The organism is Rhodoglobus sp. GW821-FHT12B09 (genome assembly GCF_058809925.1).
On record NZ_JBXATB010000004.1, the window covers coordinates 28,719 to 43,938 of the forward strand.

The 15,220-nt window shown below is 68.4% G+C and carries 20 protein-coding genes; 1 reads left to right on the plus strand and 19 read right to left on the minus strand.

From position 1 onward, the window contains the following. Nucleotides 1-41: 41 nt before the first annotated feature. Genes AC1RTC_RS09460 through AC1RTC_RS09470 form a run of 3 tightly spaced genes read right to left on the minus strand, consistent with a single transcriptional unit; the run spans nucleotide 42 to nucleotide 2,292 of the window. Nucleotides 42-881 (minus strand): hypothetical protein, encoded by an 840-nt coding sequence (locus tag AC1RTC_RS09460; protein ID WP_493155278.1) that lies wholly within the window; start codon nucleotides 879-881, stop codon nucleotides 42-44. Further along, nucleotides 881-1,942, minus strand: a complete 1,062-nt coding sequence (locus AC1RTC_RS09465; RefSeq protein WP_493155279.1) for a hypothetical protein — start codon at nucleotides 1,940-1,942, stop codon at nucleotides 881-883. Before AC1RTC_RS09465 ends, AC1RTC_RS09460 begins: the two co-directional genes overlap by 1 nt. After that, entirely contained in the window at nucleotides 1,939-2,292 is a 354-nt protein-coding gene (locus tag AC1RTC_RS09470; RefSeq protein ID WP_493155280.1) for a hypothetical protein, read from the minus strand. Before AC1RTC_RS09470 ends, AC1RTC_RS09465 begins: the two co-directional genes overlap by 4 nt. A 64-nt stretch (nucleotides 2,293-2,356) precedes the next feature. Here AC1RTC_RS09470 and AC1RTC_RS09475 point away from each other — a divergent pair, with 64 nt between their 5' ends. Beyond that, nucleotides 2,357-2,743 carry a hypothetical protein gene (locus AC1RTC_RS09475; RefSeq protein WP_493155281.1) on the plus strand — a complete coding sequence of 129 codons (387 nt, stop codon included), beginning with the start codon at nucleotides 2,357-2,359 and terminating at the stop codon, nucleotides 2,741-2,743. Here the strand turns inward: AC1RTC_RS09475 and AC1RTC_RS09480 are convergent. The 16 genes from AC1RTC_RS09480 to AC1RTC_RS09555 form a co-directional block, all read right to left on the minus strand. Beyond that, entirely contained in the window at nucleotides 2,740-3,372 is a 633-nt protein-coding gene (locus AC1RTC_RS09480; protein ID WP_493155282.1) for a tail fiber domain-containing protein, read from the minus strand. The genes AC1RTC_RS09475 and AC1RTC_RS09480 overlap by 4 nt on opposite strands. Next, the gene (locus AC1RTC_RS09485; protein WP_493155283.1) at nucleotides 3,372-4,487 is read right to left on the minus strand and encodes a hypothetical protein; all 1,116 of its coding nucleotides are present in this window, start codon (nucleotides 4,485-4,487) and stop codon (nucleotides 3,372-3,374) included. Before AC1RTC_RS09485 ends, AC1RTC_RS09480 begins: the two co-directional genes overlap by 1 nt. Continuing rightward, the gene (locus tag AC1RTC_RS09490) at nucleotides 4,487-5,338 is read right to left on the minus strand and encodes a phage tail family protein (protein WP_493155284.1); all 852 of its coding nucleotides are present in this window, start codon (nucleotides 5,336-5,338) and stop codon (nucleotides 4,487-4,489) included. The genes AC1RTC_RS09485 and AC1RTC_RS09490 overlap by 1 nt, the downstream gene beginning before the upstream one ends. After that, nucleotides 5,331-6,869, minus strand: a complete 1,539-nt coding sequence (locus AC1RTC_RS09495; protein WP_493155285.1) for a hypothetical protein — start codon at nucleotides 6,867-6,869, stop codon at nucleotides 5,331-5,333. The genes AC1RTC_RS09490 and AC1RTC_RS09495 overlap by 8 nt, the downstream gene beginning before the upstream one ends. Next, entirely contained in the window at nucleotides 6,859-7,029 is a 171-nt protein-coding gene (locus AC1RTC_RS09500) for a hypothetical protein (protein WP_493155286.1), read from the minus strand. The genes AC1RTC_RS09495 and AC1RTC_RS09500 overlap by 11 nt, the downstream gene beginning before the upstream one ends. A gap of 14 nt (nucleotides 7,030-7,043) precedes the next feature. Further along, a complete protein-coding gene (locus AC1RTC_RS09505) occupies nucleotides 7,044-7,592 on the minus strand; it encodes a hypothetical protein (protein ID WP_493155287.1) in 549 nt (182 codons plus the stop codon). After that, a complete protein-coding gene (locus AC1RTC_RS09510; protein WP_493155288.1) occupies nucleotides 7,589-8,080 on the minus strand; it encodes a hypothetical protein in 492 nt (163 codons plus the stop codon). The genes AC1RTC_RS09505 and AC1RTC_RS09510 overlap by 4 nt, the downstream gene beginning before the upstream one ends. A 2-nt stretch (nucleotides 8,081-8,082) precedes the next feature. Beyond that, nucleotides 8,083-9,099, minus strand: coding sequence for a phage tail tube protein (locus AC1RTC_RS09515; RefSeq protein ID WP_493155289.1), 1,017 nt, complete (start codon nucleotides 9,097-9,099; stop codon nucleotides 8,083-8,085). Further along, complete coding sequence (locus AC1RTC_RS09520; RefSeq protein ID WP_493155290.1) at nucleotides 9,096-9,422, minus strand: hypothetical protein; 327 nt, start codon at nucleotides 9,420-9,422, stop codon at nucleotides 9,096-9,098. The genes AC1RTC_RS09515 and AC1RTC_RS09520 overlap by 4 nt, the downstream gene beginning before the upstream one ends. A gap of 8 nt (nucleotides 9,423-9,430) precedes the next feature. Continuing rightward, nucleotides 9,431-9,931, minus strand: coding sequence for a hypothetical protein (locus tag AC1RTC_RS09525; RefSeq protein WP_493155291.1), 501 nt, complete (start codon nucleotides 9,929-9,931; stop codon nucleotides 9,431-9,433). Next, complete coding sequence (locus AC1RTC_RS09530) at nucleotides 9,931-10,734, minus strand: hypothetical protein (protein WP_493155292.1); 804 nt, start codon at nucleotides 10,732-10,734, stop codon at nucleotides 9,931-9,933. Before AC1RTC_RS09530 ends, AC1RTC_RS09525 begins: the two co-directional genes overlap by 1 nt. Continuing rightward, complete coding sequence (locus tag AC1RTC_RS09535) at nucleotides 10,731-11,450, minus strand: hypothetical protein (protein ID WP_493155293.1); 720 nt, start codon at nucleotides 11,448-11,450, stop codon at nucleotides 10,731-10,733. The genes AC1RTC_RS09530 and AC1RTC_RS09535 overlap by 4 nt, the downstream gene beginning before the upstream one ends. Continuing rightward, on the minus strand, nucleotides 11,447-11,716 hold the full coding sequence (locus AC1RTC_RS09540; RefSeq protein WP_493155294.1) for a hypothetical protein: 270 nt from the start codon (nucleotides 11,714-11,716) through the stop codon (nucleotides 11,447-11,449). The genes AC1RTC_RS09535 and AC1RTC_RS09540 overlap by 4 nt, the downstream gene beginning before the upstream one ends. Before the next feature lie 84 nt (nucleotides 11,717-11,800). Continuing rightward, nucleotides 11,801-13,219 (minus strand): phage major capsid protein, encoded by a 1,419-nt coding sequence (locus AC1RTC_RS09545; RefSeq protein ID WP_493155295.1) that lies wholly within the window; start codon nucleotides 13,217-13,219, stop codon nucleotides 11,801-11,803. A 6-nt stretch (nucleotides 13,220-13,225) separates the two neighbouring features. Beyond that, the gene (locus AC1RTC_RS09550; protein ID WP_493155296.1) at nucleotides 13,226-13,969 is read right to left on the minus strand and encodes an HK97 family phage prohead protease; all 744 of its coding nucleotides are present in this window, start codon (nucleotides 13,967-13,969) and stop codon (nucleotides 13,226-13,228) included. A 13-nt stretch (nucleotides 13,970-13,982) separates the two neighbouring features. Further along, nucleotides 13,983-15,203 (minus strand): phage portal protein, encoded by a 1,221-nt coding sequence (locus AC1RTC_RS09555; RefSeq protein WP_493155297.1) that lies wholly within the window; start codon nucleotides 15,201-15,203, stop codon nucleotides 13,983-13,985. Nucleotides 15,204-15,220 lie beyond the last annotated feature (17 nt).

A 15,220-nucleotide genomic window follows, 5' to 3' on the forward strand; every position in this document is an offset into this window, starting at 1 on the left:
TGCCCCTCCAGGGGTCGAAGGGGCGGCGGTCGCGCGCGTGCTCAGCCGGGAGGGTTGAGGGCCTTGGTCGCGGCGAGCAGCTGCTCGAGCACCTTGGTGTTCTCCTTGAGGGCGGCGAGGGCGGCGGGGTCTGCTGCGGCGGTGACCGTGCCGATGGAGGCCGGGGTGCTGTAGAGCTTCTTGAGCGCGTCGTACTCCGCCTGCGGCAGGACGGTGCCGTTGCCGTGCGCCTTCACCGCCATGGCACCCTGATCGCGGGTGCTGTTGTCCGCGATGGTGCGGGTGAACTCGCGCACCTGCCCGGGTCCGTTCTGGCCGGCGAGCCCGATCGTCATCCACGTGCTGCCGGCACCGCCCTGTGCTTTCTTCTTGTCGGTCTGGGAGTTCTCGAGTACGAAGTTCTGTGCCACGGTCATGCTCCTGTTCTGTTGCGTCGTCGTCGTGAAGGTGATCGGGGCGCCGGCGATGTCCGCGCCCCAGCCCGCGTAGGCGTTGCCGCACCTCTCGGCGAGCTTCTCGATCGAGATGAGGTGGCTCGTCGTGTACGGTGTGCCGTCGTCGAGCCAGACCGGCGTCGTCCACGCCAAGCCGCTGATGCGGTCGTAGAGCGCGACGTGGCCCGACTTTCCCTTCACGGGGTTCGGGAAGTACAGAGGGGCGCCGTGCTCGGGAGTCCCGGTGCGCTTGTCGACGGTCCGCTCCCACATCCGTGTCGCGGTGCCCATGTCGTCGATCGGCATGACATCGAAGGCGGCCATGACGGCGCGCGCGCACTCGAGGTCATCGACGGTGCGCGCGACACCGTCGATGCTGCTGACGGCCGTGTACGGGATAGTCGGGTGCGCCATCGCGAAGGCGATCGCTTCAGGTCCCGTGCGCATCATGCTGCCTCCGCCCAGAAGCCGCCGGCGAGGACGTCGCCAGGCTGGAATGCGAACGGCACGGTGGCCGTGATCGCGGTGGTCGTGGATCCCGTGTAGCCGCCGCGGATGATGACCGCAGTAGATGACTGGACCGAGGCCTTTGTGTAGTTGACCGCGCTGGCGCTGATGTCGGTGTAGGTGCCGTCGCCCTCGGCGAGCCAGTTGACAGGGCCTTGCATCGCGATCGCGATGGGGAGGGTGAGCGCCGGGTTGGAGCCGATCGACGCGGACGCGGTGCCCAGCACGAAGCGGTAGTCGAACCGCAGACGGCCACCGATCCACTTGTAGCGCTGCAGCGAGAACGCCGAGCCGCCGGTGCCGATGTTGATTGAGGTGGTGCCGCCCGACCAGGTGATCCAGTCCGACTCCCACGGCTTCCAGGCGGACCCGTCCCACCGGTACGTGACGAGGGTCGAGAGGTCGAGTGCGCGCTGATCGGGCAGCGCGGTCGTCCACAGGTTCATCTCCGTCGTGTTGCGGAAAGCGACCTTGCCGCCGTCGGGAGCTGTGAACGGCGCGGTGGCCGTGAAGGTCGTGCCCGAGTTCGTCGCAGTCACGCCGGCGGGCACCAGGCAGCGTCCGAGCTCGACAGCGCCCGGGAACGCCGCCAACGAAGGCACGGTTGGGACGGCACCTGCAGTGCCCTGGATGCAGCCTATGACCGGGTTCGAGTCGGTGCCGTCGAGCGAGTACTCGCGGTGCCAGTGGTAGAGGACATCCCACCTCGAGTTCGCTCCGGGCGCCGCAGTGGTCGCCACCGACAGCGTGCCGTCGTTACCGCCGACCACGACGCCGGCGCCGGCGCTGCGCTGCGTCACGACGTTATACGCCGCGACGGAGTAGGCCATGCCTGCGGTGCCGCTGACGATCGTCGACTGTCCCCAATAGAGCAGGCCGGCGCGGATCAGCAGGGCGACGGTGGTCTTGACCCACTGCGCGGCCTGCGCGATCTTGTGGTCGAGGGGCGTGACGATGCCGACGGCGTTGCCGGTGGTGCCGAGGCCCTTGGTGGCGGTCATCGGTCTGCGCCTTCCTCGAGGACGAGCTCGGGATTTTCGACGTCGAAGCCGTCGTCGGTTCTGGTGATGGTCCCGCCCGGGCGCACGTGCACGGCGCGCGCGGCGACGACCTGGATCAGCTCCTCGTAGTCGCCGTCGTTGTCGACGTCGGTGACATCGCGGACCTCCTGGATGTGGTCCCACTGCACGGTCACGCCGTTGAGCGCGCCGGGCACCCAGTCGTCGCCGATCTGGATGTAATCAAAGACGATGTGTCCGTCGACGCCGGGGAACTGGCGAGCCCAGGCGACGAGCTTCTCGGCCTCCTCGGCCGAGTTGTCGTCGCGGACGGCGAGCGCGAAGCGAGCCATGGTGGTCCTTCCGAATAGCGTTGGGGTGTTCCGTTTGCGGGCGCGGGGGTCTACAGTCACGGGCATGAAGAAGCGCACATGGGTGACGATCGCGACCGCGGCCGCGTTCGTCGTCGTCGGTGGCGGCACTGCGTTCGGGCTGAATGCCGCGCAGGACGCCTTCCAGCGCCCCGTGCCTGCAGCTACGTCGACTTCGGTCGAGGAAGCCGCGCCTACTTTCTCCCCGACTCCGACGCCCACTCCCACGCCGACCCTCGAGCCGGTGGTCGTCGAGGCGCCCGTGGAACCGCCCGCCGCGGAGGAGCCAGAAGCTCCCTACTACGGCGAGCCGGTGCCGTGGGTGGCTGATCCGAACCCCAACAACACTGAGGGCGGCTACTGGGATACCACTCAGTGCGCCAGCGGCGCGGGGTACCAGGCCGAAGACGGCAACCAGTACTGCGTTCCCTAGATGCCCGCGCGGTCCATCCGGTCTGTGAGCTCGTCGAGCTGCCGCTGCTTGTCCTGAGCGTCGAGGATCAGCAGAATGGCGAACCGTTCGTGCTTGACGCCCTCGGGCATGCCCTCGTCGTCATAATCGACGAGGAAGTAGAGACCGAGGTCGTGGATCTCCTCGGCGATGACGCCCCATTCGACTGCAGCCCAGTCGCCCAGGTGCTCGACCGCGTTGATGTAGCGGAAGGTGACGACGCGAAGCAGCGGCATGATCGCGCGAACATCGAGCTCGGCGTCCGCAATGTCCTGCTTGAACCGTCGGGATGAGGGAACGTAGCCCATCCACCCGTCTGAGGCGATGTACTGAACTTTGTATCCGGTGTAGCTGACCAGGCGGTTGTATGTGTCGACTGAGTTCACCCCGCCCGCGAAGGTGCCGGAGCCGCCCGCCTGCACGTAGCCTGAGAACACGCCATTGATCTGGGTGAGGAGCCCGTCGACGAGATCCTGCAGCTTCTTGACCGCCTGTGCGGTCTGGGTGCCGGTAGGCATCTCGAGCTCGCTGAGGCGCCGCTTGACCTCGTCGAGGTCGAGGTAGAGCTGCTCGACTGGATCGGACGAGCGCCGAACGATTCCGCCGGCCATTACTCGAGCACCATGGACTGGAACTCGAGGTCGACGGTGGTGCTCTTCGCCTTGCCCTTCCGTCCGGTGATCCTCGCTCCGTACGTGCCTTTGGGCAGGTAGCGGCTCTTGCGGATCCGGACCTTCGCGAGATCCCCGATGTTGATGGCGTTGAGCTTTGGCGTCTTCGAGAAGTCGTGGGTGAAGTTCATGGTGATGACCGGCCGCCGTCCTGCGATAACGCGCTCGTCGGAGTAGCCCTGCAGCGTCGCAGCCTCGGACACGCTCGAGTGTGTGGAGTCGACCGCCTCGAGCAGGGCGAAGCCAGCGCCGGGCAGCGTCGCGTCGTCTGACCTGGTGATGAGGCTCTTGTCAGTGCCGCGGCCTCCGGAGGCGAACGCGCGGGACGCGAGCTTGGTGCCGTTCACGTTCGCGGTGAGCCCGGAGACTGAGGATTCCGCGACGCCGACGTTGAACGTCGGCCGGATGAGCCCCTGCAGCTGCGGCTTGTCGGGTGTGCCGACCAGCAGCACCGACTCGATCTTCTGCCGGTTGTCGGCGAACCGCGGGGCGAAGCGGATGTCAGGGCCGTTCATCACTTTCGTGAGCTCGCGCAGGCGCGGCCCCACGAAGGCGAGGTTAGCGCCGGCCTCGTTGCGCACGGTGGTCCCGGCGATGATCGACGGCAGCACGACCGGCACGTTGCCGCCAGTCTCGAGCTGCGCCTGCGCGACCAGGCTGACGGCGATGCCCTGCAGTGAGCTCACGAGGTTGGTGTCGGTAGTCGGGTCAGTGGGCAGGCGGCCGGCGAGGATCGGCAGCAGCAGGCGGTAGTCGAAGTACGTCCACATGCCGCCGGCGGTGAGGGTGAGGGTGCCGGCGTCCTCGTCCCAGTCGTGGTCCCAGATGGGGCCCTGCTGCAGGACGTTGTCTCCGTCGACGGCGGCGAGCATGGACTTGCCCACGATCGCGGACTCGAACAGGTTCATGCGCTTGACGACGGGATCCTTGAGCGACACGGTGCAGGAGACGTCGCCGGCGTCGTTGAGCTGCTCGGACCAGTCGCCGTCGACGACGTCGCGGAACACCTGCAGGCGCCGGCCCGTGAGCAGGTCGCCGATGATGAATTGGAGCACTAGTGGAACCCGTCCGCTGAGGTGACCGCCATCCGGGGCGTGCCGCTGGATCCGCTGATCGCATTGAACTGGACCTCGATCGCCCCCCGCCGAGGCACGGAGAACCAGTCGTCGACGGTGAGGTAGACGGAGCCGTCGGAGACGCCGTCGACGAGGACCTCGCCGGTGCGCGAGTTCAGCGAGACCGTGCTGCCGGCGGGCACGACGCGGTCGTAGCGCAGCACCTCGCCGGTGTCGAGGCGCTGCAGGTAGAAGCCCGCGGCGAGAGTGCCGGAGATCGTGAACAGCGGCCACACGTCGGCCGTACCGTCGTTGACGATGGTGACGCGGCCGAGGTCGCCGTTCGCGCCGTACTCGAGCACGCCGGCGTTGTGGAGCGGGTACTGCAGGCCGCCGCCGGCCATAGCAAGCCCGCCTTCGACAGTCCGGGTGGGCCCGTACTTGATCGGATCCCGCGCGAGCAGCTGGATGGACACCGCGGCCACCAGGCCGATGCCGATCGCGTCTACCTCTGCGACGTCCATTATGGATACCACGGAGGATCTGGTCCCCCAGGGCCGTTCGACCGAGAATACGATCGGCACCCCGTCCGGCTGCAGCGCGGCGACCTCGTCGAAATAGTTCTCCTGCGCGTCCTGTGGGGAGGTAGCGGCAACGCCACCGATGAAGGTGATGACGCGGCCGCCGCGCGTCTCCTTGTCCACGCCGAAATCGCCGTCACTGTTAGCGCGCGGGTTCGACTCGGTGCGCCACGGCGCTGAGCCGTCCCAGCCCTGCAGGTCGGAGTAGATCCATCCGTCGGTGCCGTCCGAGTTGAACGTCAGGCCGCCGATGTGTACACGATCAACCACCTCGCACCGCCTGCCTGGCCCGGAACTTCTGGTAGAGCAACTCCGCCGCGGCCGCCGGATCGATGCCTGTGAGGTTCCAGTTGTGGGTCTCGCCCTTGCCGGTCTTCCTTGTCGCGCCGGCGATGCGGTCGCCGATCGCGCCGAGCACCTGGTCGTTGAGCGGCAGGACCGCCTCGTCGTCGCGGCCCTCGGCGATGTCGACGTTGATCCCGCCGGGGCGCGCCATGGCGACGGCACCGCGCGCGAGCCGCCGCGGCGCGCCGCTGATCCCGCCACCGCCGCCACCCACGGCACCGTCATGCGAGCCGTCTGCGCTGTCTCGGGTGCCGCCGATGAAGTAGCCCTGGCCGTTGGCGGCGCCGAAGCTGCCGGTGAAGGTGGCGACATGGTCGAGGGTGAGGTAACCGGTCTGGATCCCGATCCCGGCGAGGAAATCGTGCAAGCCCTTCGACGCACCGTTGAACATGTCGAAGATGCCGTTCACAACGCCGGCGACAGCGGTGTAGACGAAACCGCCGACGTCGATGAGGAAGTTGTTCACCTCGCCGGCCCAGCCGAGGACGGTGTTCTTCGCGTTCTCCGTGTCGTTGGTGATCCAGTTGATGGAGGCCAGGAGCCAGGCGATCGCGCCGGCCGCAGCCATGAAGGCGATCGCGTAGGGGTTGGCATCGGCCGCGGCATTGAACAGCCATGCGGCCGCGGTGACGGCGCCGAATCCGACGACGAGCGGCCCGTTGTCCTCGAGGAAGTCGGCCATCGTCTGCAGGCCGGGGATGCCGTCGGACGCGAGCCAGTCGGAGATGTCCTGCAGATGCGGCAGGAGCTTCTCGTCGGCGAAGTCGGCGAAGTCCTCGAGCGCCGGCAGCAGCGACTCGCCAACCTTCTCCTGCATCTCCCCAAACTTGGTGTTGAGGATCTCGAACTTGCCGGCCGCGGTGGTGCCGTAGACCTCGGCGTATCCGCCGACCTTGTCGGTGAGGCCGGAGATGATCTGGTCGTAGTTCGTGGCGATGTCGCCGCCGTCGACGAAGTCGATGCCGACCTTCTTGAGCGCGCGGCCCTGGCCGAGCAGGGCCTTGCCGATGGACTCCGCCGCGGCCGGCAGATCCTGCTCGGTCTTGCGGGCGTAGTCCTGCAGCAGCGGGGTGAGCTTCTTGAGCTGCTCGCCCGAGAGTTTGAACTGCGCGAGCACCGCCTGTGCCGACGCTGTCGCGTCGTCGTCGTACCCGGTCTTGAGGGCGAGCTGGCTGTTGAGCTTGCCGAGCTCCTTCTGGTTGGTATCCGCCAGGGCGGGGAACCGGGTGAATGCGTCGGCAAGTTTGGCCTGGGACTTCTCCGCGTCGAGGAACGCGGCGACGGACTCCTTGCCGAAGTTGATGATCTCCCGTGCGCTGAACGCGACGCCGATGATCCCGCCGAGTTTGGCGAACGAGGTCCCGAGCTTGCCGCCTGCGGCGCCGACGCGGTTGAGGGTCTTGACGGCGCCGCGGTCGCGGCCGAACACGTCGAAGGTGAGCGTCTTAGTAGGCACGGCGCTTCCCCCTCGTCGTGCTTGCGGCGCGCTTGAGCGCGTCGATGATCTTCATGGCGTGGGCCCGGTAGATGTGCCACCAGTGGAAGTCCAGCTCGAGCACGTTGAACGGGGTGATGCCGGATCCGGGCAGGTGGCGGCTGATCTCGGGCAGCCACATGTCGATGTCGGCGGCTAGGTCGTCGGTGTAGTCGTACCGCTCCCACCGGTGGCCGCCGGCCCTTTTGGGTCGCCCTCTTCCTCGGCGCTCTCGTCTTCGTCCTCCTCGTCGTCGGAGCTGACGAACGCCATGTCGACGAAGGGGAACTGCATCGCCTCCTCGAAGGTGAGGGGGTTGTCGCTGCGCAGGCGCGCAAGCCACACGATGCACACGAAGGCGGCGAGCATCGAGGGCTCGTCGAGCATGTCCAGCTGCGGCGGCCCGGGACGTCCCTCGGGCTCCTCCGGCTGCTCGCTGGTCTCGTCGTTCGGATCCCACGCCTGGAGCAGCTCGAGGTAGGCCTTGGTCTCGGGCAGCTCCATCCACTCGCGCATCCGGGAGATGTAGTCGGCCTGGATCTTGTCCATGCGCAGCATCGCCGCGGTGAGGGTCTTCACGCTCGCGCCGACGCCGAGGTGCTTCTTGGACTCTTTGTCCAGCTGGATGAGGGTGCCCATCCCCTGGCGCTTGACGACGAGCTGCATGTCGAACAGCTCCTCGCCGATCTTGACTGAGAAGGTCATATCCTTGTTGCTCCAATCGCGAGCAGCGCCGTGTCGAGCGCGGCGGTGAGGTGCTCGAGTGCTTCCCGGTCCATGGCCGGTTCGATGGCGGCCCGGAAGTACGGGTCGGTCTTCTGCGTCACCCACACGTCCCGCCCGAAGACGGGGTGCTTGACGGCCTTCTTGTTGTAGGCGGCGAGGAGTCCCTGGTGCTCGGGCGGCAGCTTCGAGCTGGAGGTGGTGATCTTCAGCCCGGCCTCGCGCACTCCGAAGGAGACTGTCGCCCTGGTACCTGCGGCGAGCAGGTCGCGGTTCTCGCCGGTGTCTGGGCCGTCGGCAGGGGAGGGCTCGCGCAGCTTCTCGACGACGGCGTCGACGCCGAGCTGCGCGACCTCCTTCCACTCCCGCCGCAACCCTCGGGTGAGGCCGGGCTCGAACCGGTCGAGGGTGAGCTTGAACCGCCGCAGCTCGCCCGGGTCTATGGTGACGAGGGCGTCGCGGGAGGCCATCGCTAGATGGCCGTCTCCGCGGTGACGATCGCCACATAGATCATCGAGGCGGCGACGAGGCCGTCGTGCCCGGTGTAGGGGATCGACTGGGTGATGACGCCCGACTTGACCGCCTTGGGCAGTTCCCCGCCCAGGCGCACGACCGGGATGGTGACCTCGAGGGTGCAGTAGTTCGAGCCGGCGATAGCCGGGCCGATCTTGAACTGCAGTACGAGCGCCAGGTCGTCGCCGTCGATCCACGCGTCGCGCAGGTCGTTACTGTCGTACTCCGCCTCGATCGTGCCGGTGATGGCCAGGTCGCCCACCGCGGGCTTGCGGGCGCGCCGTCCGTTCGCGCCGAAGTTGAAGCCCTCGGTGTCGAGCCCGTTGCTGCAGCTCAGATCGAACGAGCGGATGTTGGCAACCTCAGTGCCGCCCGAGGCGAGCGCCGTGGTAGTGGGCGGCGTGATGGCGCCCGAGCGGATCGAGCCGCCGACGAACGAGTGCAGGCGCACGCCCGCCGGGTAGGTCGCTGCCGCAGCCGCAGTATCGCGGTCAAGAGTGGAGCCGACCCAGTTCCACTTCAGCGTCGGGATCCCGCCGTTCGGGCCTGACATGTCGAACCCGGCGCAGACCATGTCGACGAACGTGTGGGGCTGGATACCGCCGCCGAGCAGGGGGATGTTCTTCTGGATGGTGTAGCACGGCAGGTAGTCGTCCACTATCGGGGTGAACAGCTGCTGGTAGGCGGCGCCGCTGATCTGGGTGGAGACGCCCACGCCGAGGGCGGCTTCGAAGAGCTTGCCCATGCCCTTCGTGCGGGCCTCGATCGTGAACGACCCGCCGACCTCCTCCTTGGTCTTCACGTAGGTCTGCGCCGAGGGGCCCCGCTGCCCGGTCTGCTGGCCGACGCCCTGCGTCCAGGTCGGCATGTACTCGAGGTCCTCGTCGGTGAACGGGTATGCCGTATCGGGCGTCGCCGGCGCACCGAACGCGGACTGCTTCTTGAGGGTGATGTAGGTGTCGGACTGCAGGCTCATGCCTCGGGCTCCTCAACGGTCTCGTCGGTGGGCTCGGCCGCGGTCGCGGCGAGCGCGTTGTCGTACTCCTCGAGTAGCTGCACGAGGTCGTCCCGCTCGGCACCCTTATTCGGCTTGAGGCCTCTCACGGCGGCCGCGCCGGGGAGGTCCTCGTCGGGCCACTCCGACCAGGGCACGAGGCGGTAGTGGGCGGGCTGGGCGAGCAGGGATGCGGCGAGGTCCTCGTCGGTCACGTCGAATACCTCGCCGGCCTCGAGCTCCCGGTGGAGGGCGGGCACCTGGATGGCGCCGAACGGGGAGACGTTCTGGATCTTGGTGTTCACGGGGGCTCCTAGTTGCTGATGCGGGCGGTGGCCCGGAAGGTGGCGTTGATGTCGATGCACCGGCCCTGATTGAGGACCGCCGGGGAGGACGCGCCCTCGGAGCGGTGGTTCTCGATGAAGCAGTCGCGGACGGTGTCGCTGATCGTGGTGTCGGTGGCGCGTGCGAACTGCTCGAGGATCCCGAGGTACCGGTAGGCGATTCTCGAGCACCGCAGTTCTGTCGCGTCGTCTTTGCCTGCGCGCTGCACGGACACGTAGACGTCGAGGTCAAGGGTCTCGTCTCGTTCCCGATTGGTGCCGATCGCGCCGGGGATCTGTGATGACCGCACACCGCCGAAGGCGATGATGTTCGGGGGGAGGTATCCGATGGGCTTGCCGAAGAACACGTGGACCTCGGCCGGGTCCTCCTCGACAGCGGGGTCGATCGCGAGGTCGGTGAAGAGCTCCTCTTTCGCGGCGATATAGAACGCCTCTTTGAATGCTTGGGCGACGGTGACGAGGTTGGGCATCAGAACCCCGGCAGACGGTGGGCGGGCTTGCAGAGGTCAATGACCCTGTACGGCACCGCGTAGCCGGAGGGGGTGGTGCCCATCTCGGCGTCGCCCTGGTACTCGTTGTGGCCGTTCTGCAGGATCCCCCACAGGTGCTTGATGAGCATGTCCGCGCCGAGCTGCAGGTTCGGGGCGAGGACGCTGTTGCCGCTCGTGTAGGAGATCTCTATGTTGAGGCGACCCTCGGGGAACCATCCGGGCGAGGTTCGCGTACCGGCGTAGACGATCGCGGCGACCCTGTCGACGATGAAGTCGCGCTCCTCGACGAGCGTGGTCCCGTTGGCTGTGACGGTGACCTCGGCCTCGGGGGCGAGCTTGTTCCAGAGGACGAGCGCGGCGCGGCCGCCGTCCGTGGCCTGGGAGACGGTCTTGACGAGGACGGCCCCGGCGATGTCCTCAATGATGACGGTCGCGGCCGCGAGGACCGTCCGCAGGTCCGCCTCCTCCGCGCGCGCGGACGGTGGGATCCCGATGATGCTCTTGCCCTCGCTGAGGGAGACGAGCGTGCGCGGGTCGGCGGGGCTGACGTTGAGGACGTCGGCGAAGGCGCGCACCGGCTCATCGCTGGTGGCCCAGCTCAGAAGGTACCTACCGGGCAACGGCGTGGGTACGGATGCGGTGTAGGTGCCCGCCGGGTCCTCGGAGACGTCGGGAGTCGTGGTCTGGCCGGTCGGCCCGGTTACAGTGAGGACGGCTGTCTGCCCGGCGACGCCGAGCGCCCAGGAGATGGGCGCGTCCGCGCCGAGGTCGATGGCTGTCATTGCGGCACCTCCGGGTATTGGTAGTCGTCCTCGCCGACCCAGCGCGGCTTGCGGTGGGTCGTCCTCACGCCGGTGTGCACGTGCACGGGAACGTCCACCATCCGCGCACGGGCGCAGAACGAGAGGTCCTCGCCGAGCAGCTGGCCCGTGGACGGGTTGACAATGCGGTCGTACCAGTGGCCGGCACCGCCACGGCCACCGTCCGCGATGCGCTCGAAGACGGTGCGGTGGATGAGGACGAACGCCGACCCCGTCCCCGCGACCTCGGCGACGGCGTCTCTCGGGTAGTTTCGCCAGGAGACGAAGCCGCTGCGTCCGTCGGAGATCTCGTGCCACTGGTACAGAGCCGGAACGATCTCGGTCCGGAAGCCGCCCATGCCGTCCGGCTCGCGCTCCATCTGGGCGAAGCAGAGCCCGCCGACGATCGGGCGCTCGAGCGGGTCGGCGACCTGGAGCAGCTGGTCGAGGGCATCGGGCGCGAAGCCCATGTCGGTGTCAACCCACCACAGCCACTCGGCGCCGGCCATGCTGAGGAAGGCGGTGACTGCGTCGTTGCGGGCGGCGATGAGCCCGCCGGATCCGCAGCGCACGGGCATCCACCGCTCGAGGCGGCGGGCGCCGAGCAGCTCGGCGCCGACGAGCGCGAGCATGGAGTGCATGAACGAGGCGTCGACCTCGGTCGGGTGCACCCATGCTGCGACGACCTCGCCGGTCACTTGCCGCGGCGGCTGCCGAAGGGGCGGCGGGCGTTGGAGACCTCGCCGGGGGCGGCGGTCTTCTGCTCGACCGGGGCGGACGGCGCGGTCGTCGACGGAGCGACCAGGTCCCGGCCGAGTGCCTTGTCCGGGTCGTCGGAGAACATCTCCGGGTTGAGGGCCACGACGGGGGAGTCGGCGGCCCAGGCGCTGCCCTGGATGATGTGGACGCGCTGGCTGTCGAGGAAGAGGGTGGAGCTTGCGACGGCGACGACGATCTTGGACATGGTGGTTCTCCTGTCGGGGTGTGGTGCGGTGGTCCGCCGGCCCGGGCGCGGAGGCAGCCCGGGCCGGCGGTGTTGGGGTGACTGCTACTGGTTCTGCAGCAGGCGGAAGGCGCGGATGTCGGTGACGCCCGAGCCGATGCGGGCGTACGCGAACCAGCCGCGCTGCCCGGTGGGGCGGTTGTTCGTGGTGCCGAACAGGTGGGGGATGAACTCGACGTTCATGCCGGTCCGCTCGACGATCGCGAACTTGCGGAAGTCGCCGACGACCAGGAGGTTCTGCGCCGCGGTGGAGCCGACGAAGTCCGGGATGTACGACGACGGCTTGACGGGGCGCAGGCGGAGGTTCTCGAGGTTTCCCGCGAGGTCCACCGTGCGGGTGCCGTACGCGTCGCCGAGCGCGGCGATCGCCGACGCAGTGCCGGATCCCATGACCCAGGTGGCGTTGGCCTTCGCGCGGTCGGGCAGCGCGGCCCACACCTTGGTGACGTCGACGGCGCCGAGCGCGCCGTCGGTGGTGACGACCACCTCGACGTTCGTGTCGGCGTCGAGCGCCGTCACGATGCCCAGCGGCTCGTTCGACCCGGCCCCCGCACCGACCGCGAGCTTCTGCGCGAGCAGCTCCTCGTAGCCCTCGGCGAGCAGGACGGACATCTCCTGGGCGAACCCGGGGTAGTCCTCCCCGACCTCGATCGAGTAGGGGATGAAGCCGCGCGCGGTCTGCGCCGCGATCGACGGCTGCGCCAGCGTCGGGGCGTCGTCCGACACCTCGGTCGCCTCCGCGTCGAACGACCAGCTCGCGCCGTTGGACGAGACGCCCTTCCACTCCTTGCCGGTGATGGGGATCACCCGCGAGATCGCGCGGAAGGGGTTGAGCGACTGCTGCCCGGTGAGGATGATCGTCGGGTCGATGAGCACCGGCACGCCGAAGCCGCCGCTGGTCGTCGATCCCTCGGCCATGGCGCGCAGCTCGAACTCGCGGAACTCGCCGATGGCGCGCGACTCCTCGTTCGTCCAGGCCGGCGTGGCGGAGCTCATCGCCTTGGTGAACGCGGACCGGTAGTCGGCGTTCTCGGTGATGAGCAGGCGGCGGGCGACGTAGTCGCCGTCGAAGTCGCCGGTCGACCCCGCGACCATCCGCTCGAGGCGGGCGCGCTGCGGGTCGTTGAGGGTGACGACGTCGGCAGACGCGTCGACCCGCTTGAGCGCCCTCGAGCGCGCCTCGGAGCGGCTGAGGCTGCGGACGTCGACGTCGTCGTTGTCGACGGTGGTGCCAACCTGGAGGGACGACCAGCGGGCGCGGGACTCGGCCACGCGCTGCGCGCGGGTCTCGACCTCCTCCAGCCGGGCGAGCTCGGCGCGGAGCTCGGTCTCCTCGGACTCGAGCTCGGCCCAGCGGGTCTGGTCGTCGGGCGCGAGGTCGGCCTCGCCGGCCGCCTCGTGCATGGTGCGGAACTCCGTCGTGATCTCGTCGAGGCGAGCGCGGCAGGTTTCGATGGGATTCATCTGGTGTTACTCCTTCGTGGTGAGGATGGGGTAGGAACGTGCGCGCCTCTGCGCGAACGTCGGTCCACCCGAGTGGGTCGCGCCCGGCTCGTCGGTGTTGTTCGCTGCGGCTCCGTCGGAGCGGGCAGTGGCGGGGCCGGCTGCCTTCTCGTCGGGAGTGCGGGCTTCACGCGCGCGGGTCAGCTGGTCGACCTTCTGGGGGTCGCGGCTGCGCAGGCGCTCGTAGAAGACGTCGGTGGCGGACCGCACGCCGGCGGTCGCGTCGGGGTTGGCCGGCCAGGTGACCGGGCCGAACTCGAACAGGCGCGCCTCGAGGATGCTGCGCTCGGGTAGGCCCAGCGGGTTGTGGTCGGAGACGCCCGGTTCGTCGTCCCACAGCTCCTTGATGACGCGCATGCGCATCGAGGAGCCGTACGCGCCGGCCTCGAGGCCGGGGAGCAGGTCCCGGACGTAGCTGGTGTCGAAGAGGCGCACCTCGCCCACCGCCGTCTCAGGGTCCTCGCGGAGGTCCTCGACGGTGCCGAGGACCTTGTTGCCGATCTGCGGGTCGTAGCCGTGGTCGTACAGCGACTTGATGCTGTCGCGCGACTCCTGGATGGTCTTCGCAAACGCGCCCAGCTGGGTGCGCTCGAGGAAGCGGCCCTCCCACCAGGAGTCGATCTCGTACCAGACGTCGAAGGGAGAGAACCGCACTTCCATCAGCGGCATCGCGCCGTCGACGAAGGTGGTGGCTCGGGCGGGTGCGCTCATCGCGCGGACTATGTCAAGACCCGGCAGCGTCTCCATTGGCGGGTACCTCCTTCGGGGTTGTCGTCTGCAGCAGTGCTGCCTTCTTGTCGGGCATGGGCTCGTCGCCCCACGGGACGTGCTTGAGGTTCTCGTGGTCGCGGACCTCGTTGATGGTCTTCCAGTCGCCGGCGAGCGCGAGGTTGTGGGCCATGTAGCGCTGGAGTGTGGTGGACTCGAGCATCGCGTCGCGGTTGAGCTCGACCCACTGGCCGTCGGGCAGGAACTTGGAAAGGATCCGCTCGTAGCGGCGGAACCACCGGCCCATGCCGAGCACGAGCAGGTCCTGGCGTCTCTCGACGACGTTGCCGTAGGTCATCTTCGAGCCGGTCTCGTAGCCGAGGATCTCCGCGAAGCCGGGGCCGTAGATCCTCGCGCACTGGGCTTCGGACATGCCGGCTGTCTGCAGGAACTGCGACTCTTCGTTGGTGACCTTGAGCGCTTCTCGGCTCCACTTGCCGGCGAGCACGATCGGCTCGCGCGTCCCGAGCGAGGCCAGGTAGCGCGCCTTCGCAACGGCGATCTGCTCCGCGTCGAGGTCCCCGTCGTGGGCGAGGATCTCGCTGCCGTGGGCGCCGTCGGTGAACCAGGCCCGGCCGAACCTGGTGGTGGCGAGGGAGACGCCGATGACGGCGGCGTGCCGCTCGATCGGAGAGAGGCCGAGGACGCGGCTGGACACCGGGTTGACGCGCCAGTGCGCGAAGTTCTGCGGGTCGGTCACCTCGTTGCCGTTGATGCTCCAGACGGCCTTGCCCTTGACGACGGTCGCGGTGATCTGGTCGGGGTTGATGAGATCGGCGGTGAGCATCCGGCCGGTGCGGCGATCGCGCTCGATGATGTTGCTGAAGTTGTTCCCGGTGAGCAGCCACGACTGCAGCAGCCGGTATCCCCAGTCCTCCCGGCCGACGCCGTCGCCGCCGGGATCCTCGAGGTTGCCCGGTGTCGACAGGTTGCGGCGGTCGGTTCGCGGCCCCGAGTACACGTCGATCGGCAGCTCTGAGGCGAGAGAGGCGATCAGGTCGGTGGTGGAGCCGATCGCGACGGACTGCATCGCGGTAGTCGGGGTGACCACGGGCACGATCGCGGACGAGTTGAGGGCCTGCTGCGAGGGCGCGTAGTAGCTCGTGCGCTCCTCGTCCGACGGCGACTGCTCGGTGCGGGGCGCTGCGAGGGCGACGAGCGCTTCGCGCCAGCCCATCAGGCCACCGCCGAGCC